Source organism: Parabacteroides faecalis, assembly GCF_022809355.1.
In the GTDB taxonomy this organism is placed as follows: domain Bacteria; phylum Bacteroidota; class Bacteroidia; order Bacteroidales; family Tannerellaceae; genus Parabacteroides; species Parabacteroides faecalis.
The window spans coordinates 1-25,856 of sequence record NZ_JAKZMM010000052.1 but is presented as its reverse complement, the minus strand read 5'-3'; the positions used below and the strand labels follow the sequence as shown (position 1 = coordinate 25,856).

General features: G+C 38.1%; 28 protein-coding genes. 23 read left to right on the top strand and 5 right to left on the bottom strand.

The annotated features are described in order from the left end of the window. Positions 1 to 205: 205 nt before the first annotated feature. Genes MUN53_RS15700 through MUN53_RS15690 form a run of 3 tightly spaced genes read right to left on the bottom strand, consistent with a single transcriptional unit; the run spans position 206 to position 2,878 of the window. Positions 206 to 1,159, bottom strand: coding sequence for a hypothetical protein (locus MUN53_RS15700; protein WP_147346332.1), 954 nt, complete (start codon positions 1,157 to 1,159; stop codon positions 206 to 208). 11 nt (positions 1,160 to 1,170) lie between these two features. Next, a complete protein-coding gene (locus MUN53_RS15695; protein WP_118038410.1) occupies positions 1,171 to 2,568 on the bottom strand; it encodes a relaxase/mobilization nuclease domain-containing protein in 1,398 nt (465 codons plus the stop codon). Between the two features lies 1 nt (position 2,569). After that, entirely contained in the window at positions 2,570 to 2,878 is a 309-nt protein-coding gene (locus MUN53_RS15690) for a plasmid mobilization protein (protein WP_181992657.1), read from the bottom strand. 511 nt (positions 2,879 to 3,389) lie between these two features. Between MUN53_RS15690 and MUN53_RS15685 the strand changes: the two genes are divergently transcribed. The 23 genes from MUN53_RS15685 (at position 3,390) to MUN53_RS15575 (ending at position 23,957) form a co-directional block, all read left to right on the top strand. Next, the gene (locus MUN53_RS15685; RefSeq protein ID WP_087209053.1) at positions 3,390 to 4,082 is read left to right on the top strand and encodes a ParA family protein; all 693 of its coding nucleotides are present in this window, start codon (positions 3,390 to 3,392) and stop codon (positions 4,080 to 4,082) included. A gap of 1 nt (position 4,083) precedes the next feature. Continuing rightward, entirely contained in the window at positions 4,084 to 4,542 is a 459-nt protein-coding gene (locus tag MUN53_RS15680; protein WP_117893523.1) for a DUF3408 domain-containing protein, read from the top strand. A gap of 895 nt (positions 4,543 to 5,437) precedes the next feature. Further along, positions 5,438 to 6,580 (top strand): hypothetical protein, encoded by a 1,143-nt coding sequence (locus MUN53_RS15675; protein ID WP_234248284.1) that lies wholly within the window; start codon positions 5,438 to 5,440, stop codon positions 6,578 to 6,580. Between the two features lie 225 nt (positions 6,581 to 6,805). Then, positions 6,806 to 7,411: a Crp/Fnr family transcriptional regulator gene (locus tag MUN53_RS15670; protein WP_118038414.1), complete on the top strand. Its 606-nt coding sequence runs from the start codon at positions 6,806 to 6,808 to the stop codon at positions 7,409 to 7,411. A 291-nt stretch (positions 7,412 to 7,702) separates the two neighbouring features. Beyond that, a complete protein-coding gene (locus MUN53_RS15665) occupies positions 7,703 to 8,290 on the top strand; it encodes a hypothetical protein (protein ID WP_117893514.1) in 588 nt (195 codons plus the stop codon). 5 nt (positions 8,291 to 8,295) lie between these two features. After that, positions 8,296 to 8,511, top strand: coding sequence for a hypothetical protein (locus tag MUN53_RS15660; protein WP_234248283.1), 216 nt, complete (start codon positions 8,296 to 8,298; stop codon positions 8,509 to 8,511). After that, on the top strand, positions 8,508 to 8,873 hold the full coding sequence (locus MUN53_RS15655; protein ID WP_234248282.1) for a hypothetical protein: 366 nt from the start codon (positions 8,508 to 8,510) through the stop codon (positions 8,871 to 8,873). Before MUN53_RS15660 ends, MUN53_RS15655 begins: the two co-directional genes overlap by 4 nt. A 19-nt stretch (positions 8,874 to 8,892) precedes the next feature. After that, positions 8,893 to 9,234: a hypothetical protein gene (locus MUN53_RS15650; RefSeq protein WP_117893505.1), complete on the top strand. Its 342-nt coding sequence runs from the start codon at positions 8,893 to 8,895 to the stop codon at positions 9,232 to 9,234. Then, on the top strand, positions 9,186 to 9,440 hold the full coding sequence (locus MUN53_RS15645; protein ID WP_243326406.1) for a hypothetical protein: 255 nt from the start codon (positions 9,186 to 9,188) through the stop codon (positions 9,438 to 9,440). The genes MUN53_RS15650 and MUN53_RS15645 overlap by 49 nt, the downstream gene beginning before the upstream one ends. A 107-nt stretch (positions 9,441 to 9,547) precedes the next feature. Continuing rightward, positions 9,548 to 12,154: a TraG family conjugative transposon ATPase gene (locus MUN53_RS15640; RefSeq protein WP_117893499.1), complete on the top strand. Its 2,607-nt coding sequence runs from the start codon at positions 9,548 to 9,550 to the stop codon at positions 12,152 to 12,154. Beyond that, entirely contained in the window at positions 12,147 to 12,362 is a 216-nt protein-coding gene (locus MUN53_RS15635; protein WP_087209024.1) for a hypothetical protein, read from the top strand. The genes MUN53_RS15640 and MUN53_RS15635 overlap by 8 nt, the downstream gene beginning before the upstream one ends. Before the next feature lie 4 nt (positions 12,363 to 12,366). Continuing rightward, positions 12,367 to 12,963, top strand: a complete 597-nt coding sequence (locus tag MUN53_RS15630; RefSeq protein WP_087209021.1) for a hypothetical protein — start codon at positions 12,367 to 12,369, stop codon at positions 12,961 to 12,963. Between the two features lie 4 nt (positions 12,964 to 12,967). Then, the gene (locus MUN53_RS15625) at positions 12,968 to 14,017 is read left to right on the top strand and encodes a hypothetical protein (RefSeq protein ID WP_215666693.1); all 1,050 of its coding nucleotides are present in this window, start codon (positions 12,968 to 12,970) and stop codon (positions 14,015 to 14,017) included. A gap of 5 nt (positions 14,018 to 14,022) precedes the next feature. After that, positions 14,023 to 14,685, top strand: a complete 663-nt coding sequence (locus MUN53_RS15620) for a hypothetical protein (protein ID WP_215666692.1) — start codon at positions 14,023 to 14,025, stop codon at positions 14,683 to 14,685. Continuing rightward, a complete protein-coding gene (gene traM / locus MUN53_RS15615; RefSeq protein ID WP_117893493.1) occupies positions 14,675 to 15,952 on the top strand; it encodes a conjugative transposon protein TraM in 1,278 nt (425 codons plus the stop codon). The genes MUN53_RS15620 and traM overlap by 11 nt, the downstream gene beginning before the upstream one ends. Positions 15,953 to 16,133: 181 nt before the next feature. Further along, positions 16,134 to 17,228: a DUF4138 domain-containing protein gene (locus MUN53_RS15610; protein WP_118038418.1), complete on the top strand. Its 1,095-nt coding sequence runs from the start codon at positions 16,134 to 16,136 to the stop codon at positions 17,226 to 17,228. 1 nt (position 17,229) lies between these two features. Beyond that, entirely contained in the window at positions 17,230 to 18,696 is a 1,467-nt protein-coding gene (locus MUN53_RS15605) for a DUF3945 domain-containing protein (RefSeq protein WP_118038419.1), read from the top strand. 10 nt (positions 18,697 to 18,706) lie between these two features. Next, positions 18,707 to 18,898 (top strand): hypothetical protein, encoded by a 192-nt coding sequence (locus MUN53_RS15600; RefSeq protein ID WP_117893481.1) that lies wholly within the window; start codon positions 18,707 to 18,709, stop codon positions 18,896 to 18,898. Continuing rightward, the gene (locus tag MUN53_RS15595; RefSeq protein WP_117893477.1) at positions 18,895 to 20,106 is read left to right on the top strand and encodes an ArdC family protein; all 1,212 of its coding nucleotides are present in this window, start codon (positions 18,895 to 18,897) and stop codon (positions 20,104 to 20,106) included. Before MUN53_RS15600 ends, MUN53_RS15595 begins: the two co-directional genes overlap by 4 nt. An 18-nt stretch (positions 20,107 to 20,124) precedes the next feature. Further along, the gene (locus tag MUN53_RS15590; RefSeq protein ID WP_117893475.1) at positions 20,125 to 20,448 is read left to right on the top strand and encodes a single-stranded DNA-binding protein; all 324 of its coding nucleotides are present in this window, start codon (positions 20,125 to 20,127) and stop codon (positions 20,446 to 20,448) included. A 10-nt stretch (positions 20,449 to 20,458) separates the two neighbouring features. After that, a complete protein-coding gene (locus MUN53_RS15585; RefSeq protein ID WP_087208990.1) occupies positions 20,459 to 22,402 on the top strand; it encodes a type IV secretory system conjugative DNA transfer family protein in 1,944 nt (647 codons plus the stop codon). Between the two features lie 18 nt (positions 22,403 to 22,420). Then, entirely contained in the window at positions 22,421 to 22,849 is a 429-nt protein-coding gene (locus tag MUN53_RS15580) for a beta-barrel fold lipoprotein (RefSeq protein WP_087208987.1), read from the top strand. Positions 22,850 to 22,943: 94 nt separating this feature from the next. Continuing rightward, positions 22,944 to 23,957 (top strand): toprim domain-containing protein, encoded by a 1,014-nt coding sequence (locus MUN53_RS15575; protein WP_117893472.1) that lies wholly within the window; start codon positions 22,944 to 22,946, stop codon positions 23,955 to 23,957. A 584-nt stretch (positions 23,958 to 24,541) separates the two neighbouring features. Here the strand turns inward: MUN53_RS15575 and MUN53_RS15570 are convergent. Both MUN53_RS15570 and MUN53_RS15565 read right to left on the bottom strand, forming a co-directional pair. Then, positions 24,542 to 25,135: an SLOG family protein gene (locus MUN53_RS15570; protein WP_229092585.1), complete on the bottom strand. Its 594-nt coding sequence runs from the start codon at positions 25,133 to 25,135 to the stop codon at positions 24,542 to 24,544. Positions 25,136 to 25,160: 25 nt separating this feature from the next. Then, positions 25,161 to 25,727, bottom strand: coding sequence for a phosphoribosyltransferase (locus tag MUN53_RS15565; RefSeq protein WP_117893461.1), 567 nt, complete (start codon positions 25,725 to 25,727; stop codon positions 25,161 to 25,163). Between the last annotated feature and the right edge of the window lie 129 nt (positions 25,728 to 25,856).

The following is a 25,856-nucleotide window of genomic DNA, read 5'->3' as shown; positions in this document are numbered from 1 at the left end:
ATGGTGGCTACATATTGATGTTGTGCTGTTGCTTTTTACTGAAAGCTGCTACTAACGACTCATAAATCTACCCTTAATCGTGTATTGGATGATAGTTGCGGATTTTAGGTAGAATAAGATATTTGTTTAACCAATTCAGATTTTGTCATATAGCTATTTATAAAGGTTTATAATAAATGCATTAAAATGGGCACAAAGATAATAATTAGGAAGCATCAGATTTCAATAATGACAATTTTAAAGAGCCATCACACAACAAATCATAGTATAAGTAAAGCAACGGTTTTAAATAAGACCGGATAGCCGGAACCTGCAAATATATTTTCTTATTTACCATAACACACGAAAGCTTTTCATAACCGTTAGGGATATGCTTATTAAGTTGTGAGATAAAATTAATAATCTTTTGAGGAGTAGGCCAGTTCAAGAACTGAATGGTCACATTCATATCATCATAACAAACAGATAATTTATAAGAAAGATCTTGTGAGGTAACGAAAGAAGAAATAAGAAGCAGAGCCTCTAAATAATTGCTACCAGCCATTACTATTATATCTCTTTCACAAGAAATTTTGGACAAAACATAATCAATCAGTAAAGTTGAAGATGAAGCAAGTAAATATCCTGTTGAGTCTGGATCACCGGATTTATCCAGACCAAAGAAAAAGACAGGATTCCAGCAGATATATACAGAACCAGACTTATCTGTGCGTATTGAAGCCAGGCACTGATTATCGTCAAACAAAAGTCTTGTAGTTCCCTTAACAGGATCAAATTGAAAAAGGTTGCGATAGGCATCCAGCCCTGATTTATCCTGATGTATAGATTTGAGCAAATAGCCATGCAGTCCAGATACATGCTTTAGTTTCACATTTGTTTCTTTTGCCGAAACATCAAACAAATAATCTATTATTTGTTGTCTGCTGCAATGAACAGGCAGGGAAAACTCTTCGCAATCTTCTAATTCTTCTAAATTAACCTTCAGTAATTCAGCCAGCATAATAACCGAAATATCCGTAAAACCGTATAATTCCATACAGCAAATTACGTTATTTTCATTACAGTAAATGACATAACCCCTATTGTTGATTCTATAAAGGCGAAAAAAATCACCATACTCTACTGGAGTATATTCTTTGAAAAGCGACTGGAAATTCATATTTGATATTTTTAAAGTGACAAATCATTATTTTTATGTTTCTTTTTCCGTTTCAAAGGCGGAAGATCATCTTCTCTATTTTTCCTGCTACCGCCGGTAATATCAATATCCGGTATAAAAGGAAGAGCAGAATGTGACATATACTCATTATCGCGTTCTAAAGACTCTCGCCACTCCCCTACTCTGTGAATCGTGTTGTCATGCAACAACGGTTCACTGGAGAAATGACTCTGAATATTAGCATAGGTAAATTTGCGAGATATATCGGAAGCCTTAAATTCAAATGGAATATCTGTATCCATGACGGAATAAGTAAGTCCATATATGCCTTTACTATTCACATGTTCCTTTATACCGATACCAGATTCTTTCAATAAACGCTTAAATTCATCATAAGAATCTGATTTATCCAATATCAGATTCAGTTTATTGAACAGGTAATGTTTCTGTTCATCGTATGACATTGACTTTGCATCAAAGTTCATATATCCATATCTGAATTTCTGAGGAAAGGATGTATCCTTAATATAAAATGAATCTTCAGACAGGCCATAAACATAATAGGACTTGTCTTTCTTACTTGTAAGACGCATATACACTCCCTCCTTCTGCAAATTGGCCCTGAACTCCTGAAAGGTGGTACTTGAAGCAAAAGCTTTATCAAGTCTGGATAAAAGATCATCCTTATATAAAGATTTCAGGAAGCCACCTTTTTTAAGGATAGAAAGAATTGAATCATATTCATGATTGCCAAGAACTGACATCCATTCTTCATTGCTCAGCTTTGATTTTTGTAATCTGTCACCAAGCAGTTCAGCTGCACCTGAAGAAGATAAAATATGCATCACCCTTTCTTTAACAGCATAATTTCTGAGTGCTTTTTTCAAAGCATTATCAAAATAGTAGCGCTGTCCGGATATTGAGGATAATCGTTCTTTAGTTCTTTCATTTTCTTTAAGGCTGACAAGATTATATTTCTTTTCAAGTTCCCGTGCTAACTTTTCAGAGCGTTTGTAATCCAAAGAATTTGATACGGATTTACCTTCTGAATCTATGCGACTGTGTAATATATGGACATGAGAGTGTTCCTTGTCTTTATTTAAAATGATGGAGTAACAACAGTTCCCATAACCCATCTTCTCCATATATTCTTTAGAGAGATTAATCCAATTAGCCTCAGACAATCTTTCACCTGGAGAAAGATTCAAGGTGATTTCAGAATAAGGTAATTTCACCCTGTCATTAAGCGAAGAGAAAAGAAACATATAATCAGAAAAAGAAGATAAAGAATCACCCGTAGAGTTGAATAATTCTTTTGCTTCACCAGAAGAAATCTTCTCCAACTGATAATCTATTTTTCTGCTTAATGTTGAAATGGATGAAAAAGCCGGTTCAATTTTAGCAATCATTTCAAACAAGTTTTTTGGTTATTTCAGATACCATATTTAAAAAATCATGCAGTTCCTGAAGATAAAGTTTTATATTATCTTCATGAGGAATCATATTAATTTGTTTAGCAATCTGATTGATATTGTTCCCTATTCTCTTTAATTCTATAACGGTCTGAATATCGGTTTTGGTAACAGCAGAACCTTTAAATGCCATATTTCGCAAATAAGAAGATATACTCATATCATGTTCATTAGCCAAAGAAACAAGCATCTCTTTTTCCTTTTCTGTCAATCTCAATATAAAAGATTCGGTACGTTTTTCGTTCATAATACTAACAATAAATGTGTGAGTAAACCGAGCTGAATACATCAACTCGGTTGATGCAAGGCGTTTTTGTATATACAAAAACATACCTTGCGTGTACTAAAGTAATCAAGATAATTATGATAAGCAATAACCCCCGGGGATTTTATTGATTTAATTAATCTGGATTAAAAAATCAAGGACATAATAAGTAATTCTGCAACAAATGTAAATATATAACAGAATAACATATGTTACATATATACAATATTACATACGTTTATTAGTTACATCATTACTTTGTATCATTAGTAACAATGTTACATTATAACATTGTTACATTATTTCTTTATTACTTACTTACTTTATAACATATTTTCTTATGTTGTTAATATCATAATATAGTTTATATGTTATTTATTAATATCTTACGTTAGTAATAAATATCTTACTTTTTCAAGTAATAAATAATGTGATTTCTTGCATAAGTAATTTATAAAGTATATATTTGCAAAAGAACATAATTTAATAGCATATGGGAAAAAAATTACCTGGTATTACTTTAGCTTTTGAGAACCCCAAAGGTGGGGTAGGAAAGTCAACCCTTACTGCGTTATTTGCCGGTTACGTACACTCAATGGGCGAGGATGGCATTAATATTGGGGTTGTAGATATAGACGACATGCAGAATACAATGGGAAGGCTACGTCAGTCAGAAAGTGATGAAAGCAATAACCTGAAGGAAGAATATGAAGTGATGAATATATCTTCTTCAGAGTTTATCAATCAGCTTGATATGCTGAAGGAAAGTTTTGATGTCATATTAGTAGATTTCCCGGGTAATCTTAAGCAAAACGGAGTAGTAGAGGCTTTGCATTTCATAGACATCGTAATTATGCCTTTTGAACCAAACAATACGGATTTAAGCGCAACACTATATTTCTACGATAATGTGTATAAAAATATAATAAAGGCAAGAAAAGAAAATGGCTTAAAGACAACTGTAAGAGGTGTAATGAATAGGGTAATGACGAATGTCATTGAGTTCAAAGAGTTAGTCAGTAAAAAGGAAAACCTTCCTTTCCAGCTCATGGAAAGCTTTATAAAAGATTCAAGAGTAGATTATCAGAGGAACTTGTCAACGTTGAGCAGTAATTACCATCATCCGTGTGACCAGTTTTGTGAGGAAGTTATAGAATTAATCAGCAAACATATAGAGGAGGAGTAACATGGGAAATAAAACAACTTCAATCGGCATGAGCAAGCTCTTGGCTAATGCATCCAAGATGGAAAAGGAAATAAAGGAAACAGAAAACGTGGCTCCTACAATAACTGTGGAAGCAGAGCAGACAAAACAGAATGGCGAAGAGCAACCACAGGAAGTAAAAGAAGTTATCAAACCTGAAGAAAACGTACTTTCGGAAAAAAAGAACAAGGACGAACAAGAGGATAAGGAAAAGAACAAGTCTTGCAATCGAAAGGAAGAGTACAGTTTATTATTCCAGGAAAGGAAAATAAAAGAAGTGGAGATGATCCGCATATCAAAAGAAACACATGCTAAACTGAAGAGACTTGCCAATGTATCTGATGTAAGTATGCACGTATTGGCAACTAATATTCTGGAAATAGCATTTGAAAAATACAATAAAGAAATTCAAGCGGCAGTTAAGAAATATATGAGTTTATAGTATTTTGAATCTGTTACAGAATCAAAAGCCAGGTAATGGGTAAAGCAGGAGTATAAGAATCCTGTTTTACCCGTTTTTTTTAAACTTAAACATAACCGCACATGTCATAGATGAACATATGAGGTAGCATAAACTGATGATTATATAACCCGGACGCTTTTGCACAACTATTAGTGAAATCTGGGGTAAGTGGGACACTTTTACACAACTGCGGGAAAGTGCCCTAATTTTTATATCGCCAAAGCAGAATAGTTAATATATGTAAATAATTCAGCATTTAACCCGATAATATTTTTCCGAAAGTATGTTTACACAAGTCGAAGCATTTCTTTATTTAGGTTTTTAGGGTATTATGAATATGTGGGACACTTCTACACAACTGGCAAAAACAAAAAAACTGTAGATACCGCTTGTGAAAAGGCTTTTTGAAAATAAACGCAAAACTAAGATTGGGACACTTTTACACAACTGGCTTCGAAGTCGGGACACTTTTACACAACTGGAAGAAGCAACTGGGACACTTTTACACAACTGGAAGAAGCAATCGGGACACTTTTACACAACTGGAAGAAGCAATCGGGACACTTTTACACAACTGGAAGAAGCAATCGGGAGACTTTTACACAACTGGAAAGGCATAAAACCATCCATTTAGGACGGTTTTACACAACTAATGAAAAGACTTCAAATAAAAGGGAGATAAAAACATAATGTTAATTTTTGTAACAGCTCACTTTGTGGCATAATTTTTATTGTAAGTATAAAAAAAGAGAAACTGGGACACTTTTACACATCTGGACAAACGATTTATTTCATTATTAGCTATTTAGTGTATAAATAATACACTAAATGAATAGAAAATCGCTATATTTGCAAACAAAGAAACGGTTAAATTATGGTTGAAACAGAACAATACAAAGAACTCAGCAGGGTACCACGAACATTAAGCGAACCCAATAATGGTGCTAGTCTTGATTTATTAATTGAATCAGGAGGAACAATCATGCATGATATCATAATTTTTGCCGCTAACACGCAAATGAAGGATCTGTTCGGTGACATGTGGTTTTCGATTGAAGACTTCTGTACGGTTATGGGGTATGACAGGACAAAACTCCAGCGCAAGTTGACCGAAGAACAGAAAGCAAAAACATTTGGCCAGTTAACGCCTGTTTATAAGACTGAATATGAGGGTGAGCAGATAGAACATCCTATAGAAACATTTTTTGAGTCTGCCTTATTCAGTTTAGGTAAGAATACACTCAGTGTTGGCTATACTGTAAATGGAGTATCAAAATACAAATTTATCCCTATTTTAGAAAGCTTCGACATCAAAGACAATTTTGGAACAAAGAAAAGGACGAAGCGATTGTATAAGGTGAATCTGAGTAAAGATTTGAAGAATATGATGTTCACCGGATATAATCTGATAGACCTTAAAGACTATAGATGTCTGCCAAACAAAAGGGCATACCGGAAATTCTATCTGAATTTGTCCAAAATGATTTTACTTATAAAACATAAGATACAACAAGGTCAGGAACCAGAGTTTACATTGACTGTGGATGAATTGGCCAAGCACTTCGATATAAACATAGCAAATAACCATGACCGCAAGAAAAAAGTGATTGCAACATTAAATGCAATAAACAAGAATCTGACACAAACAAAATTCGAATACGAGTTTGTGAAAAAAGAAAATGAGAAGTGGGCATATAGCGTAAAATTCAGATTTTCAGAAGAAACCCTCAAATATTTTGATGAAAAGGCAAAAGCAATAATTACCGCAAAATATTATGAAGGCCTCAAAGATGCCTTCTTAAGAAAAAAGGGAGTACAAGTATATGAAACCTATAAATATAAAGATTGTTTCATATTTGGTAGCGGAAGTTTTAATGAGGAGTTTACAGAATGGGCATACAGCGATGATGATTTAGAATTAAAAAACGAGATTTATAGAAATACATATATCCACGTTATGAAGATGCCACCAAAGGAAAATTATACTATAAATATGGCTGATATTAGGCAATTATAGGAGATAAATGAATAACTTTTTATAATTTTGCAACGGATTTCCATGTCATATGGGAATCCGTTTTTTACATACGTACAGCTGCCAAACGGAAGAGTGGTGTCAGAAGTTAAACTATAAAGCAGCTGCGAACCCGTACCGAATAATACGGCGCGGGGAAGCAGTGCTTTATAAGGGCGACACCACTCCCTCGTTTGGCACGGCGGAACCGTGCCATTATATATATTTATGGCACCTAGACAAATAACTAAACTCATTGAAGAAACCATCGAGAAGATGGAACTTCAAGAACACATCAGCTTTACGCCGGAAGAAAAAATCTATTTTGAAGAGAATTTCGAACCTTTTCATTTGAAAAAAGGACATTATCTGATTACCAAAGATGAATTGGTTGAGCATTTCTACTATTTGGAAGAAGGAATCCTGAACATCTGCTTTCCTGACGCTAAGGGTGGCTTTGTTAATGCACGATTTATGGATGACAGGGCATTCATAAATCCTTTTTTCCTGCATAATCCGGAACACAAAGCCTGTTACAGTATCAAAGCCAATACAAACTGTAAGGTATGGCGAATGAAAAAGCACAAGGCTTATGAGATGTTCGGAGAATCTTTCAATTTCTGTAAGCTGGCTATTTTTCACCTTGAAAAATCTCTTATGCACAGAATAGAAAGAGAAGAAGGAATACACTGTATGACTGCCGATCAAAGGTATGAAAAGGTATTAAATAAAGAAAAATGGCTTTTTAAACATGTTCCGTTAAAGGAAATAGCAAGGTACATCGGAATAACACCACAGGCTCTCAGTAAAGCCAGAAAAAAGATCTTCAGATAGCTTACAAAAGGACAGGATACTTTTACACAACTAGTATCCTGTCTTTTTTTTGTGCTTGCCATTATATGTTTTACATCATAACAAAAAATGAAACTAGATTAATAAAACAGCATGTCGCTGAAATTAAAATGTCTTTTTATTTGCGGTTTTGCATATTATCTATATGTTTGAACAGAATCAATTGAATTTCCTGACAGAATGAGCAGGATTTGATACAATTACTAGATTAGGATATGATAAAACATAAAAATAATAAACTGGATAATATTAACTTTAAAAATAGAAAGCACTATGTACAGCAACATGAAAATCGTAATACTGATTCTCCTCCTGTTTACTGGAGGCAGTGTGATTAAAGCACAGAGACACTACAAGAGGATTTCAGCTTTAGAAGGTAGTTATGGTACCAATATATTCGGGAAAGCTGATAACATGGCAAATATATCATTCTCAAAATACATTGACAGAACATCCTACTGGAAAGCCGGATTGAATTATTTTGAAAAGAGTTTCGATTATTCAGTCAATACTGAAGCAACCCAGCCTTTAGGCATAATGCCGGTAATGCAGAACCAACAAAGGGAAGAAACAGCCCGGAACTGGTTTGTAAACGGCAGTTATAACCGAACAATAGCCAGTAACCTTAAATCAATCTACTGGAATATAGGTATAGGATGTTTTCTGGGCACAGAATACACCAGACATCCATCAAAAGAGTATCAATTTATCGTAGGTCCGGAAATAGGGACTGAAATAGAACTTTTCATATTGCCAAAGCTCGCATTCACCGTCGGAATAAAAGAAATGTGGAGTCCGTTGTCTGTAAAGAACTGGAACACCGTATGGAATGCGGGATTGAAGATTCTCCTTTATAAATAAAAATCATGTTACTTATTGTCTTATTGCAAGCCAGTACAGATGTATCCGGCCTGATATCGTTGTACCGTGAAATAGGTGCAATGCTGGTTGGTATTGGCTTTATTTGTGCAGGATTATCTGTACTTAAAAAGCTGATAACCAATCATGAAAAAACAAAGGAAGCTATTATTACCTACGTAGTAGCGTTGGTTGTCTGGCTATTAATATGGTCGTTGATATGAGCATAGCAGATGTTATTATACTTATTGTCATCTCTCTTGGTATCTATCATTTTCTGACTAAAAGAAAAGTCTCGAAAGACGGGCGAAATAATGAAAAGAAACAAGTACCTGGAGTAGAGAAAGACAAAAGGGAAAATATACAGGAAAAAGCGCCGGTCATCAGGGTAATCTTTCAAGTTGAGAACACCGAGGAAGATGACCTTGCCAAGGAGATAGCGGACATGTTCTTAGATGGGAGAACTTACTATTACAGTGGGAAAAAGCCGGAAGAAACAAAAGAAAAAACGGAAGACACTGAAATGGAAAAGTTCGTAAGGTTTGAAGATGTACAATGGAATTTAATTAAAACAATACAAGTATAAACTTTAAAATTGAAGAATTATGGAAGTACTAAAGCAATTAAGAAAGAGATTTGAGAATGTAAACAACAGTGTAAGCAGGTGGGCAGTAGGTCTTATGTTTCTGTTCATGGTGGCAGCTCCGATTGAATTAGAAGCACAGAGCGGCCTTAAGATAAGTAGTCTTTCGGAAGTAACAGACACAGCTAAGGAAGGTGCTGACACAATCCTTGATGTCGCAAAATACATTCTCGCAGCCGTTTTGGGTATCGCACTGGTGTTCGTGATTTATTCTCTTGCTACAAATAATCCACATGCCAAAGAATACCTGTTAGGATGGATCATTGCAGTTGTAGTGATTATGGTTGCCTTCCTGATTATCTGAGCCATGAGAACCATGAGGAAAATAAACAAGCCTATCAAGTTTTTCGGCTTGTCATCCGGGCAATTCGGAATATTCATGCTTATAGTAGCCATTACGATTATCGTCTGCATATTCAAGCAGCTGCATCCGCTGGTCATAACGCTTCTACTCAGCGGAATAGTATTTCTGTCAGGGCTACTGTTCAATACCTTGAAAAAGGAACATAAGGCTGGAAATCCGGATTTTCTCACAGGTTTGAGTGTACGGAGCGCAACACCAAGAAAAATAGTAGATAAAAAAAAGATTTTCAATTTCATTCTAAACTGAACAGCCAATGGTCACACTTATCATCCTAACAGCCGTTGTCATTTGTTTGTTGGCTCTTCTCATTGCAATATTGTATATGCGCAATGAAGAAGTGCAAGTAACAGACAAGGCCACAGATCTGGCAGACATATTGCCTATACAGACCATCACCCAGGATGCAATCATCAATGGGAACGGTGACATCACAGTAGGGTACAGAATGCTTCTTCCTGAAGTGTTCACACTTTCGGAAAAAGAAGCAGAATATATCCATGAGAGACTTGAAGCTCTCTTGAAGATGCTTCCGGCCGGAACTGTCATACATCAGCAGATTTTTTATTATACCGGAGAGTATAACAATCAGGAATATTCAAACAATGCTCTGATAGCAGAGAACAACCGGCATTTTGACGGCAAGGAGATTCTGAACAGTTATACTAATCTGTATCTTACATTTACCAATGGGAAAAAGAACGGCAAGATAAGAAAAAGTGCGACCAACACATCACTGTTAAGAAGATTACATTACCCGTTTAAGCAGCCATATAGGGATTATGAGAGACGAATGACAGAGATGGAAGCATCGCTTCTTAATTTTGAGAATGGTCTAGCATCTATCCAGCAATTCGAAATCAGGAAGATGAACAGCAAAGAGTTGAACAATGCTGTTTATGATTACATCAATCTATCTTATGATACACCTGTAGAAGATGCAACGGAAAAGGTTGTGAATCCGATGGCCATCACACAGAACGGTGAAATGAAAATCGGCCAGCAGTATGTATCGATGTTATCACTGACAATCGAGGGGGAGCATCTGCATGAACTCTCCGTTCCTCACACCGGTAAAGCACGTTCATACGGTGGAAACATTGAAATACCGGACAGTATCAAGAGCAAGTGCTCGATGTTATACCCCGTAGGTCTCGGATTGCCTTTTAATCATATCGTCAATGTGGTCATCGAGATTACAGATCCTGATGCGACAGTAACAGCAATAGGAGCAGAGAAGGATGCCTTGAACTACATCACCAACTTTTATCCCCCTGCAGCAGAGAAGCAGAAGGAGCAAAGATTGTTCTGTGAAGAGATTACGAAATTTGACTATCAGACCGCTTACACTTCGTTCAATGTCATTCTTAATGATACGGACAAGACTTCACTGATGCGTAAGATAGCCCTTGTACAGCAAGGATTCTCCTTCATGAACCAAAGCAGCTGTTATGTTGAAAACGCAGAGTTGTGTAATCTGTTCTTTACGAACATACCCGGTAACGCCAGGGCAAATTACAGAGGTTTCATCAATACAACCAAACAGGCAATCTGCTATCTGCAAAAAGAAGGTATGTATGTTTCAGATACGAAAGGGCACATATACAATGACCGTTTCGGAACACCGGTCAAGATAAATCTTTGGGATTATCCGACGTTGAATAACAAGAACAGGATAGTTATCGGGCCGTCAGGTTCAGGAAAATCTTTCTGGCTTAACAATTACATTCTGCAAAGCTATGAGCTGGGTAGAGACATCATGATCATCGACATCGGTGGTTCATACCGTTCTATGATAGCATTGAATGGAGGGAAATATTTTGATTCTACAGAACAGAAGAAATTTGCCTTCAATCCATTTCTGTGTGACCGTGACAAGAACGGTAAGTATCTCTATATCGACACAACGGACGCAGAATCAGCGGATGACCAGATAAAGACTATCGTAGCCATAATAAGCTATATCTGGAAGGCCAGGGAACAGATGATGCCGGCTGAGACGGCGATTCTTAGGAAATCCATCATCGGCTTTTATGACTATGTAAACAATTCTTCAGTAGGCCAGAATAATGAAAGAATCTTTCCTGATATGAAAGCATATAGAAAATATCTTCAGGAAGTATTCAAAAAAAGAATGAGTGATTTTGAAAAGCAGAAATTCGAGATTGAAGAGCTTATTCTTCTGCTGGAACCATATACAGACGGTGAACTCAGTTTCCTGCTCAACGCAAAGGAAAACGTGGATATTGTCCATGACAAGCTCATCGCATTTGACATGGAAGATGCGTCAAAGAAGGAATACTTTCCGCTAGTGGCCATCATTACCCTTCAGATGATTGTCGATAAGATTAAGAAACGACAGGGTATGATGAAGGAACTGATTATCGATGAAGCCCTGGATTTCCTTCAGGATGAAAAGTTCGGAGACTTCATAGCCTATCTGTACCGTACATTCAGAAAGAAAGAGGGAAGCATCACTCTGGCAGCACAGAATATCCTTTTCCTGAAGAACATGCCTTCAGGAATAAAGGATTCAATTATCATCAACTGTGCTACAAAGATAATCCTGGATCACTCGGAGCACCGCCAGAACCTGCCGGAAATCCAGTCTGTCTTGTCCATCAATGACGAAGAAATCTATATGATAGAGTCATTGCAAAGGACAGACCGCTGGAGGGAGTTCTTCATCAAGATGTCCAATGATGCATTCATATTCAGAAATGAGGTCTCAGATTTTGCAGCGGTAGCATTTGACTCAAAACAATCAACCGTAGTCAGGATTAAGCAATTATTCAAAGAAACAGGCTCGACCTATACGGCCATAAACTTATATCTGGAAGAAAGGAGAAAGCAATATGGATGATGCAACAGCAGGATTAACGGAGTTGTTAAACTACAGCACTGACATGAACACGAGCATGAACAGTGTAGCACCCAGTATAGCAGCAGCATTATTAGGCATAGCCCTCATCTTTGTGGTTTGGGCTTTGGCCACAAAAAAGCAAAATGCACGTACATACCTGATAGCTTGGGTAGTATGCGTAATATTTACTATCACATTTATCATTTAAGCTTATGAAGAAATTATTTGGAATAATCATAATCACGACAGCCATGCTGTTTATAGGTGCAGGGAAGGCAGATGCCCAGTGGGTTGTGCATGACCCGGGACATACCTTCCTTAATTCAACAGAGTGGTACACCAACGTAAAGAAATGGATAGAGCAGATAAAGGAGATGGAAGCAGCCCAGAAATTAAGGGAAGGTTTACAGAACATAGACAGAATGAAGGAACTGAAATCTCTGAAAGAGCTTGCTGATCTGTTGGATGACGTTGCCTGTCTGAGTCAGGACTACAGCTTTTATATGAATGTAGGTTCCAACTACCACTGTTTGAAGTTTCTTAATTTTCAAAGAGTAACAGTCAATCTCAGCGTCAGCACCGACCTTCTGATGAAGGTAGCAACGGTAACAAGTTATTTCTCGATGAACTCAGAAGGAAGAATCTCCTTTATCGAACAGGTAAAGGAGTCTGTTGAAAAGGCTGCAGATGAAATGAGAGAGTTTAACGAAACAGTCAGAAGTACAGTCATTTATAAATCGATGAAAGGACACAATCGGAAGACCTATTATCAAGGTCGCCTTTCAGCCTATACAAGATATACCAACTAAGCCTATGAACCAGGACAATTTTTTGTGGGGACTCCAAATAACAGACGGCCTCACTATGGAATTAGTTTCAAAGATGACAGTTATAGCATTTGGAGTTGCAGTCATCTGTTTTATATGCAATCTGGCTTATAATTATCTGTATCACGGAGCCAGTCAGTTGTTGACATCAAATGAAGACAAGTTTCCGGACATGATGGAAATCGGCCGCTGTCTGGTACTGTTTTTCTGTCTGACAATGTATAAGCCAATCGCACAGACCATTGTAGGAACAATGGAAGTCATAAACGAAGCTACATCGCTATCTTCAGAAAGAGCCAATGAATTTGCCCAATTTATGGCCAAGGCAAGCAACGAGCAGGGTGAAATGATAGCAGAATATGAGACCAATTCACTTGAAGCGGAAGTGGCAGCTGGAGAGGACACAACAGGAGCCATGCAGCATGAGCTTGATAAAAAAGCGGAAGAGGATGAGACAACAGGATTAAGAGCCAGTATAGAGAAACTTGTCAATATCCTTAATCCGGCAAACCTTGTAGCACTTGTATTACACGCTGCGGCAGCCTTGGTTGTAGGTATCATACAAATCATCATCCTGGGTTTAGGTGTAGTTATTGTAAAGATACTGGTTATACTCGGCCCGTTTGCCTTCGCGTTCAGTATGCTTCCGGTATTTCAGAAACAGCTATCCATCTGGTTCGGTACTCTCTGTTCATCCTGTATGGTGTTCACTGTGATAAACATACTCAATCAGATTATGTGGCAGACATTAAAAGCACTATGCGAATCACCGGCCGACATGGTTGATATGGCAACACAACAGTTGCAATATCTGGGCATGGATCTGGCTCTAATCGGCGCATATTGCAGCTGTTTCTGGCTGTCGTCAAAGATTGTCGGACACAGTGATGCCGGCAAGGTTATCTCAAAGGTTATGTCGATAGCAACGACAGCAGCCACCATAGCCCTGCTTGGTGGAGCTGGAGCAGCAGCCAAAGCAACAAATGTAGGAGCTGCGGCATCAATTGGAGAAAGTATAATCGATGATAAAAAATAGCAGATATGGACTTGATGAAATTTAAAGGTGTAGACAATGCCGTAAAGATGACTATAAGACTTTCGATAGGCTACTGTGTCGTACTTACGATAGCTTTTATGACATGCATCATCTATCAGACGATGAAGCTGGAAAAAGCTTACAGACAGGCATTGGTCATAGACAAGAATGGGGAAGTATATGAGGCAAGTGGTATGCCGGCATCAAATATGAGAAGGTTCGAATACATCAATCATGTCAAGACCTTTGTCGGAAAATGGTATGCCTTTGACGAAAATACCTATGAGAAAAATATCACAAGTGCCCTGAATCTCATTGGGAACAAGGGGAAAGAGCTGTTGAACGAATACAATGATGTGAATATGCTCAATTCACTGGTTCAGAAGAACATCAGATACGGAGTATCAATTGACGAAATAGTCATTGATATGGGAACTATCCCTGTAACAGGGAAAATACTTTTCACACAGACGGGATATAGGGCCAGAGGAAAGATTTCAAGAAAGGTAGAAGCAGAGTTCTCCATCTACGATGTATCAAGAAGTGAGGAAAATGCACACGGAGCCAAGATAGAGGACTGGATCGTGCATTATTCGGCACCAATTGAAGACAACCAGGAAGAATATAATAATACCCAACCAGAAAAATCTGACGAACATGAAAACTAATAATTTTTTAAAAGACAAGAACAAGCTTCTGATGATTATACCCATCGTATTAGGTGGTCTATTTCTCTACGTGTTTTTTGTTCACGACACATCATCAAAGGAAGTTGCGGAAAATGAAAAAGAAAGGCAAAGTGTATTGCTGGAGCCGGATTCGGAAGCAAAGGACAAAGCCCTCAATAAGATTGAAGCCTATAAACAGGATGAAAGAGAAGAGAAGGAGAAACAAAGAATCATGGATGAATCACAGGTAAGAGGTTCGGATTTCTACTTCGACCTTCAGAACAGAAATGAAAAATATGACCAGGCAACACTGGAGAAAATACGGAAAATGAGAAGAGATCCATACTCTGATGTAATGGGTGAATATGGCAGCAGCGACAGCCACCTCTCGGAACAGCTGGAAAAGCAGCTTGCGAGCATTGAGGATGAAGAAGAGTTGAAGGAGATTATAAGGGAAGCAAGGAAAAATGCTGAAATCCGAAAGGAACTGGAGCAGAACAATGTCTATAGACAAAAGATATATAAAAGGATTATAGGTTATGACCAGGAAAAGAAAAAAGCCGAAAATCCCACTAAGCCCAAACCAGGCAGTGCAATGGACAGCCTTGTAAGCAACCAGCCTATATATATAGCCGAGAATGGCAAAAGGACAAGGAGGCAACAGGCAAGTATGCCAAGCAGCAACACCTTATTCAAGGCCTGCATACATGGAGACCAGACAGTCGTTACCGGCAGTACAGTAAGAATGCGTATGCTGGAAGATGCCGTTGTCTGTGGCATGAAAATACCGGCTAACACACTCTTTTACGGTGTGGCGACATTAGGAGCAAACCGGCTGGAGGTAGTGGTAAACAACCTGAAGGTAGGAAATACGATCAGCCCTGTTTCCTTTGTCATCTTCGACAATGATGCAATGGAAGGGCTGAACTTACCAAACAACATGAAGGCTCAGGCAGCCAAACGTATGCAGCAGGGACTTGTCCAGAATATAGATATGCCTCTTGCCTCTATCGGAACAATGACAAGTGAGATAACCAGTGCTGTAAATGCTACGACTCAGATAGCAAAACAGATATTGAATATGAAACTTTCGCAAGTCAAGGTACATCTGAAGAGCAATTATCAGATGTATATACAGGAAGAGACAAAAGAATCAAAGCTGAAACGGAAAGCTGTTCAGGAAGAATTGCAGAGACTATATGCTGAGCTTGAAGAGAACAAAAATAATCAGCCACATCCTTTGGAAACATTAATTGACAAGTTATGATTTTGAATATCTTGAATTATCTAATTGTTATAGCAACCCTGTTTTTCGGGTACAGAATCTATATATCAAGAAAGCAGGGTAAGAAATTTACGGAAATCAAACCGCTTTTGGTTTCATTTTTCGCCTGTATTGTCTTGTTATGGGCGATAACAGTATTCACCGCATTTTATAATTGAAAGTTATGAAAAGAATCTATATTTTAATTGTTCTATGTGTGGCCGCATTCGGCTTAAAAGCACAGAGTCCCGAACAGGAGAGTATCAAAGCCAAGAACATTTACGTATCATTTGACTTTGTGAAGCATCTGGTATTCCCGGTACAAGTGTCCGATATTGAAGTAGGAGAGAAAGAGCTTATTTCGGCAGAAAGGGTTGAAGAAGCACCCCACGTTGTCAGACTGTGCGCACAGAGTGAAGACTTTGAGAAAGAGACAAATGTAACCGTCGTTTGTATCGACGGCAGTGTCTATACTTACCATGTGAAATATATAGCAAACGGTCTTGTCGATCCTTCCCCTAACATCTATGAAGATAACGGTAAATGGGAACACAACGATTATCAGGCGGATGTCAGTGACATGCACATGGCCGAGTTTTTCTTCCCCTCAGACATTATATACGGCACACAAGGTAACGAAATGTCCTTTGCTTTACAGAGCTACAACAATCAGCTGAAGGTTTCAACAGCTAAGGATGCCGTTGAAAATTCGAATCTTTTTGTCATCGACAAAAACATGAATACATACAGCATTGTCATCCGCAGAAACGAGACTTCGGTCTTCACCTACAACTATGATGACAAGCGTGAATATACTGCCCACATCGATGTGAACAGTGAGGTGATGGACAAATGCCTTCAGGAGCTGAGAACAAAGAAAAGGAACATTTACAGTGTTGGCGAGGTAAAAAACAAGTTTGAGCTGTCAATGTCCAACCTGTATGTACATGAAGACTTTATGTTTTTCATCTTTGATTTGAAAAACAAGTCATATATAGACTATGACATTGAATTTGTCAAATGCTTTCAAAGAGACATCAAGAAGAGCAAGAATGCCATACAGCAGGAAACAACCATAGATCCCATTTATACAAAGGATTTTGAAACAAAGATAAAGGGCAAAAGCGCCAACAGGCTTGTTCTGGGATTTAACAAGTTTACAATTCCGGACAACAAAATCTTTGAGATAGAACTGTATGAAAAGGGTGGTGGCCGCCACATGAAACTGGCTGTTGAGAACAAGTATATTATCAGGGCAGAACCTTTATTCGAAAAATGATATGAAACTGAAAGAAGCTTATGAGAACTATTCCTATAATAACATAGGGCAGTTCAGAGCCTTGTCGGAAACTCTTGGCTATAAAACAGAATATCATGACGGAAGCTATCTTTTCCACAAGGGGGATGACAGTATCCAATTATCTTTGGATGAAATCAGATCTAAAGCTAAAGAAAACCGGAATGAACAGCGAGCCGAGGAGTCAAAAGAAAAGGTTTGTTCGTTCTTTGACAAGAACAAGGCAAATGAGCCTTCATACATCGAAGAACTTAGAAAAAAAGGAATCAGTGTGATTCGGTGGAATGACATAAAGGGCGAGAACAAAGACGGTTTCACCATCATAGACCATAACCGTAAAGTATGCTATACAGGCCAGGAGCTATACGAATATGCACACAACACCGGCAACCTGCTGGACGGTAAAGGAACAAAACTGGAAAAGGGTATAATGTCAGACCTGATGGATATAGGTGAGAAGAAAGGGAAGCTGCGTATGAGTGAGAACGGCATTTCCGTCTTTTACCGCAAGGAAACCCTAACCATTCCGGACAGGATACTTGGACACAAGCTTAACAAAACGGAGAAAGAGCGTCTTCTACACGGTGATATTGTTCCTTTAGATACCAAAAGAGGTACAATTATGCTTCAGGTTGACAAGGACTTGAATTCGGTAATCGTGAGATCAAGCAAAGAAATTAAGATACCTAATGTGATAGGCAAGACCGAGGAATATGACGGATATAAGTTAACCAAAGCAGACAAATATCTGCTTGCCAACGGTCATACGTTAGAGAGTAAACTCATGCACAGCAAGGACGGATATATCCTTGCCGACATATCTCTCACAGATGACAAAAAAGGCATTCAGTTCTCAAACATACAGAGTATTACAGAAGGAAAGGCTCATGAACTGATAAAGGAGATGAGACCTAAACTGGAAGCTGTAAACCCCGTCATAGAAAATAAGGTATCGGCAGATAAAGGGCGAGACATGGACAGCGAGTTTAAGGAAGCGGTTGGTAAAAGGGACTTTGAAACGATTGACAAACTCAGGGAGGACGGTTATAAGCCAAGTGAAGATTACATCAGAGGTGTAGGAAAACAGCTGAATCTGAGTGATAATGAAATGAAGGAAGTTCAGAATATTTTTCAGGTTAAGCCGGATGAACTGAGCGAACATCAGAAACAGGCTGCCAAGCTTTTAGATGCAGCCTCGGTAGGAAATTTCAGAGTCATTCAGGACATCCAAAAAACCGGATATCAGATAACACAGAATGATATAAAAGCCATGCGAGAAAATGGCGTACAGGAAAACACCATCATCGCCGTTCAGAAGATATTCGGTCTTGAAAACAAAGGCAAGACTTTGGGTGATGTGAAGTTGGCAAGCAGTCCGAAGCCGGACAATACAAAAGAAATGGCCAGACCTATTGCCAATACTGTAAACAAGATGTTCAACGACTTATAAAAATGCAATTATGGACTACAATGAACTGGTACAGAAAAGACAGGAAGGCGTCATCGATGACCTGGAGTTTCTGCTCGCTCAGAAAGATTTGGCAGAAATATATCTTGAAGACATGAAGTCAAGAGGAGAGAGGCCCAATAATGAGAATGCCGTCAAGTGGCTATGTGAATATGAGAATAACCATTTATACGAACAGTTATGAAAGAAGATTCAGCAGGTGACAAAGCACTGAAACAGTTTGCAGACCTCATGATTCAAAAAATCAAGGAGGTTGAGCATGACTGGAAAAAGCCCTGGTTCTCTCCGGAAGGTGGAGGGGGCTTACCCCAGAACATCGAAGGCAGAGTATATAATGGGATAAACCTCTTCATGCTGTACTTACTTTCGGAAGAAAAGGGTTACAGCACACCATTGTATATGACATTCATGCAAGCTAAGGAAGCCGGAGCCTCAATTATAAAAGGAGAGAAATCGTTCCCCGTAATATACTGGAACTTCTCAGTAAAGGACAAGAACGGGAACAAGATAAGCATAGAAGACTATCGGAATCTATCAGAGGACGAAAAGAGGGAATATAAGGTAACACCATATATGAAAACCTATAACGTGTTCAATGTCTCTCAAACCAACTATCCGGAAGTCCAACCTGAGAAATGGGAAAAGCTGAAGTCACAGTTTGTTCCACCGGCTCTGAAGGATGAACAAGGCATGTACACCATGCCGTTGCTCGATGCACTTATCAGAGAAAGGCAATGGATATGTCCGATATTTCCGAGAGAAAGCGACAGTGCTTATTACAGGCGTGGAGAAGGATGCCATATAATTGTCCCGCTGAAGGGACAGTTTGATACAGGTGAATCCTTTTATTCAACACTGCTGCATGAAATGGCACATTCAACCGGTGAAGTCGGTCATCTGGAAAGAGAAAAAGGAGAGGTATTCGGAGATTCCAAATACGCCAAGGAAGAACTTATCGCAGAGCTAACTTCTGCTTCATGCGGTAAAACCATGGGTATATCAACCTGTATCAGGGAGGAGAATGCGATGTATCTGAAGAGCTGGCTGTCGGCATTGAGTCAAGATCCGAAATTCATATACACCATTCTTTCCGATGTAGCCAAGGCAAGTGCCATGATACAGGAGAAGGTTTACGGAATGGAACCTAAACTGAGCAATGATGAAAAATTCTTACTGGCGGCAAGCCAGGGCGATGAAGATAAATTGAAAGAGTTGAAAGAAGCCGGCTATAACCCTTCGTTGCTTATGATAGACAGGCTAAATGTCAATGTAAGCAACAATGAAGGGAAAGAGGCAGTAAGCAAGGTGTTTGGAATAGATTTTGAAACTAACAAAACAGCAGAAATGAGCAAGGAAATGGTCAAGCCTGCTGAAATAACAATGAATATTTAACCCCTAAATCGAAGAATTATGTTTACAGGACAATTAATCGGTTATGTAGGTGCAGACGCACGTTCAAACAAGAGTGGTAAAGGATTTTATTTCCCTGTTTCATCAAAGTTTAAAGGAGTTGGAGACACAGAAGACAAGACTCTTTGGATAACTTGCTTTGTAAACTTTGACACAAAAATCATGGAATATATCAAAAAGGGTACTCAGGTATATGTGACTGGAGATATATTTATTGATGTATTCAAGAAAGAGGACGGAAACTGTATACCGTCTGTCACTATGAACATAAGCCGTGTAGAACTGCTCGGCAAGAGTGAGAAGAAAGAAGAGACTAACGCATAAAGATTGAACTATGGAAAAAGAAAAGAAAGACCTGTCATTCATCCTTATACTGCTATCTACTCTGATAGGTATAGCTGTATTATTCCAGTGGGCTATAGTAAACGGTTTGTATGTTCCGGTCAGGAATCAGGCCATGTGGGAAAAACTGCTGGTTAAGGGAATCATGTTCCGTTTCCTGTATGTGATACTCATCGCCGGATTAGCTTTTCTTTTTCCATATAAGAAACCTGATGATGAAAGTAAAAAATGGTTTTACACAAGTCTGACCTTAATGACGGCCACTATACTTGTGGTTGGTTTCAGTGAGTTGTCAAACTGGTATAATCTATTCGTTTTCCCGGTGATATTTGTAGCCTACACATTGTTAATCATCAAGACAATGCCTTACTTCTTCAGGAGACATGTCAAATCAGATGAAAGTATATTCGGCCTGAGTAATGTGGAATCACCCTTTTATTTCAGATTTGAGACAGCAAATGGGCCACTTACCATCCACAAGCCACAGCAGAATATATATATTGACGGAGGTCCGGGTTCAGGTAAATCAGAAAGCTGGATAAAGGGAATGATTTATCAGTGTGCAGAAAGGAATTATGCCGGGTTCATCTATGACTGGGAGGGTGATCCGACAAAAGATAACTCACCAATACTTTCAAGAATAGCTTACGGAAGTATCGAATACTTCAGGAAGCAGGGCAGGGAGGTACCTAATTTTGCCTACATAAACTTTATAGACATGTCAAGAACCGTCAGGGTTAATGTATTGTCACCCAAATATATGTCAAAGGGTAATGAGTCTTTATTCATAAGGAATATTATAGTGACACTTATGAAGAATTTGGAAGCAAGCTGGAAAGAAAAAACAGACTTTTGGGCGAACAATGCAATAAATTATGTATATTCGATAGCTTATAAATGCTTCAAGGAAAAAGACCTTGGTATCTGTACCCTACCGCATGTTATAGCCTTTGCCTTATCTGACAGCAACCTTGTTTTTGAGTGGCTATCTGAAGATCCGGAAATAGCACTTAATATGTCAGCCATGTTAACAGCTTGGAAATTGGGAGCTCAGCAGCAGACAGCCGGAGCTGTTTCTTCAGCACAGACACCACTTGTTCTATTGAACAACAAATATATATTTTGGGTTTTGTCTCCGCTACCTGAAGAAGAGTTCTCACTGGATATAACAAACAAGGAACATCCTACTTTAATGTGTGTTGGTAATGCGCCCACTATTAAAGAAGCTGTATCACCGGCAATCAGCTGCATTGGCAGTGTGCTGATGTCTCAAATGAACAATCCGGGAAAGGCAACAAGCGTATTCATGGTTGACGAGTTTCCTACAATCCTTCTGCAAGGTATAGACACATTTATAGGTACAGCACGAAAACACAATGTTTCCACCATACTGGCCGTACAGGACTTCAATCAGGCTGTCAGGGACTATGGAGAAAAGAGTGCCAATATTCTCAAAGCCTCCTGCGGAACACAGGCTTACGGAATGACCGGAAATGAGAAGACGGCCAAAGATATTGAAAGTCTGTTCGGCGAAAAGAAGGAAGCCCAGGAAAGTTACTCTCACCAGGAAAGTGGCGGAGGAAGCCGAACAGAAAGCCTCCAGAAAGAGAAAGTCCTGAAAGCCCGTGAAGTGGCCGGACAGTCAGCAGGACACTTTATCGGAAAGATAGCTGGCGGACAGCCTCCTTTCTTCAATGCACAAATGAACATGTGCCGTTTTGAGGAAAAAGAAATACCACCTTTCTCTCTTCCGGTAAGACTTGATGAAGGTAACGAAAAACTCGAACTGGACATTCTTGAAGAAATCGTGCAACAGAATTATATTAAGATAATAAATGATGTAAACGAGGTCTTGAAAGGCGTTGAAGAAAAAATCAAAAAACGCAATAATCCTGATACTACACACAATCAGAGACAAGAAAGAAATTTTAATTAACTAATAAATTGAATTATCATGAAAAAGTATTTTGCAACATTATTAGCAGCAGTTAGTTTATTGACAGTATCATGCAGTAAGGATGATGATCCGACAACAGGAAGCAGTGATGCAGGAGTGTATAGAATAACAATTGAGGTCAGTGGAACTGATGCAAAAGGATTTGCACATATAACAAATCTTGACAAGGTTAATATAAGGAACGAGAAAACTGGAGATTCTTCACTATCAATAGATGATGAATTTACGGCAAGTGCAAGTTATGTAACAGAAGGAAAGGTTAAGGAAATTGCCGCACAAGGCATGGTACATTCAAACGAAAAAGCAAGTGTAAGAATGAAGGTGACCAAAGATGGGAAAACTGTTTTTGATGAAAGCAAAAGCATAGATCCGGAAACTGGTACCGGTAAAATAGGCGAACTCAGGTTTACAACAATTTCGCAATAAGTCGTAATTTTGTATGATTATTATAGAACTATAAAGTTGTAAAACTGGATAATTTTTAGTATCTTTGTAATACATAAAACACTGATATTCAATAATGAAAGTTGATTTTAACAGACTAAAAACAGAAATTTCCCTCCCTGATTTTCTCTTAAATCTGGGTTGGAAATTTGTGGCCGGTTCTTCTAACAGCTGCCCTAAAATGAGTAATGGTACACATACCATTGTCATCAAGCGGAATGCACAAAACCAATATACCTATTGGGATGTGCACAGCGACAATGTAAGAGGCAGAACGATTCTCGACATGATGCAGGAACATCTGTTTGAGACAACCGGGAAGCAACCGACATTAAGAGAAGTCGGTGAAATCTTACAAAACTACATAAATACGAACCAGATAATTACTCCGGAAAACAGCAGATACGATGTTGGTAACACGAGCATGAGTACAGACGAACTGACAATGTACCTTAAACAGCTTTTACCTTATAAGGGTAATTATCTACAGAAACGCGGTATATCAGAAGAAAGTATAGATAGTCCGGTTTTTAAAGATGTCTTTCTAATTAGGGAAGTTAAGAACAAAAACACCACATACAGAAACATCTGTGTAAAGATGTACAATGACAAGGGTGTCCAAGCAATTTCCCAGAGAAATGAAACATTCAAGGGAATCATCGGTGGAAAGTTTGATTGTCTGGCAACAAGTAACCATGACAAAAGCAGACCAATTGATATTTTATACGTAGGAGAATCTATCATAGACTGTATATCTCACTACCAACTATGTCACAAAGACACAAGCTTGAATCTTGTTTATGTATCTACAGAAGGTACACTTACCGAAGGACAAATGCAGCTACTTCGTATCATTATCAGTAAGAATGAAGTGAAGTCACTACGGACTATATTCGATAATGACAAGCAGGGTTATAAGTACACGCTATGGCTTGATAATAACCTTAGAGGTATGCAGCATGATGTAGAGCAAATGGATAATGAGGTATTAAAAAATACAGCTTACCGGGTTCAGAATACTGAGTTTCCACAAAAGAAAGATTGGAATGATGACCTGAAAGCAGCAACTATAGAAAAGGCCGCCGATTAAAGGCGGTCTTTTTTTACATGACAAATTAAGCATTAATTATAGTCAATCAATAAGGATAGTATCTCTGTTGCATAATTTCTCCGACAGGAAATTTTCTCTCAGGCATACTTTCGGAAAAGAAGATAGCTTAATCCACGATTTTGTTAAAGGGTTAAATTTTTTTACCACAAGTTTATCTAATGGTGATATTCGTATTACCTGGAAACCGGCTTCGCTAAGGTTTATGAGATCAGACACCTTAATCCGTTCACTCGCATTAAGAATATACTTGGATGAATGGCGCATAATGGATATACAAAATTCAATATCTGAGAGTTTAGATGACTTCTCAATAATGCACCAACTTGGCGTTTGAGAAGCGCACATTTGTTTAAGAACATATACACCTTCCTCAGTCTTGCAAATCTTAATGACATAGAAATCACCTTGTAGTGCAACTTTAAGCAATTCTTTTTCCCGCATACTTAATATTAAGTTAGTGAATATTAAACAGTTGTATGTGTACAAAGATATTAAATTAGTACCTCTAAGGTACTTTTTTTGCTACTTTTTGTGTGAAAAAGTAGACTAACCATCTATAACCATTATTTATAAAGGTTATAGATGGTTAGTTTCTTTTCGTATGCCTTTCTTACCGTATAAGATGTACCACCTAAAGATATTTCATCCCAATAGGCAATAAGCTGAGAGGAGTGGGAAATCATATAATCATTACGTTTCAGATATGCGAAATTTGAAAAACTATCTGAAATGGTAATAACTTCATCTGCCATATTAAGAATATTAAAGTATCTGTTTCTGTATGAGCTATTAAACAGCTTATCTTGCTGCGGAAATGGCACAACAACAATAAGAACAATATCAGGAAATTCCTCTTTTAATCTAAGTACACTTTCAGCTGCTATGGTATCAAAACCGATAGCACCACCGACATAAAAGAATCGCTGACCATTCTTATAACAGAATCTAACCGCATTTTCCACCTTCTTTTTTACTTCTGCATAATTAGCTATGTGGCGATGTCCGGTAAAAGAGGTGGACAGATGGCGTTGCCATCTGTCCCGCAACTTCCGACAAATATCAAGACTGGCAGCAGTTGTCTTGTATATCTGTCCATTGTGAGCGATATAAGTATAGAAAAACAAGGTCTCATTTTGAAAGAGACCTGTTTTCTTCATTATGTATTCTTCTTTTGGTGTCATATTAGTTACTATAAACTGTTTTACCGATAAAGAGTCCTCCCAATACTTCTGCTCCCATTTTTTCTATTTTATTGGCGAAAATAGCATATGCAAATCCTTTAGTAAGAATATCATCAAAAACTATAACCTTTCTACCTTTGAAAAAATCTTGGTCGAACTCTATCACTTGTTTGTTGTGTATTTCACTTTTACTAACATTATCATGCTCGGCTGATTTTTCTCCCTTAACCTTAATATGGTCATAAGCGTTGTACATTCCGCATAGTTGGCAAACCATCGATGAAAAATGCTTATATCTCTTTTCGTTCTTCTCTGCACTTGAAGCCGGAACACAAGCAAAGATAATATTATTGGTTTCTTTACCATAAAGTTGAATGAGCTTGTTGGCTACCAAATGAGCTACATTTGCAAATGCCTTGCCGTCTTTGAAATCCCAAATAAGTCTTCTGATTTTCCATTCTTCTTGGGTTGCATTTCTATTCTTTGTAGACAAATAAGGATAAAAAGAAAACATCATCTTTCTCCACTGCTTGTCTAAACTTGGGTATTTTCCGAATGTTGCTGCCATATCCGTATGCTTTAGAGTGTTAAAACTTGAATTATTCTTCAGCGAGCTTTAGACCTTTTTTTTAAAACCTTTGTCTTGGTTTGGTCTTTTGTCCGCTGACTTTTTTTTTAGATTGTGAATCATTCCCCA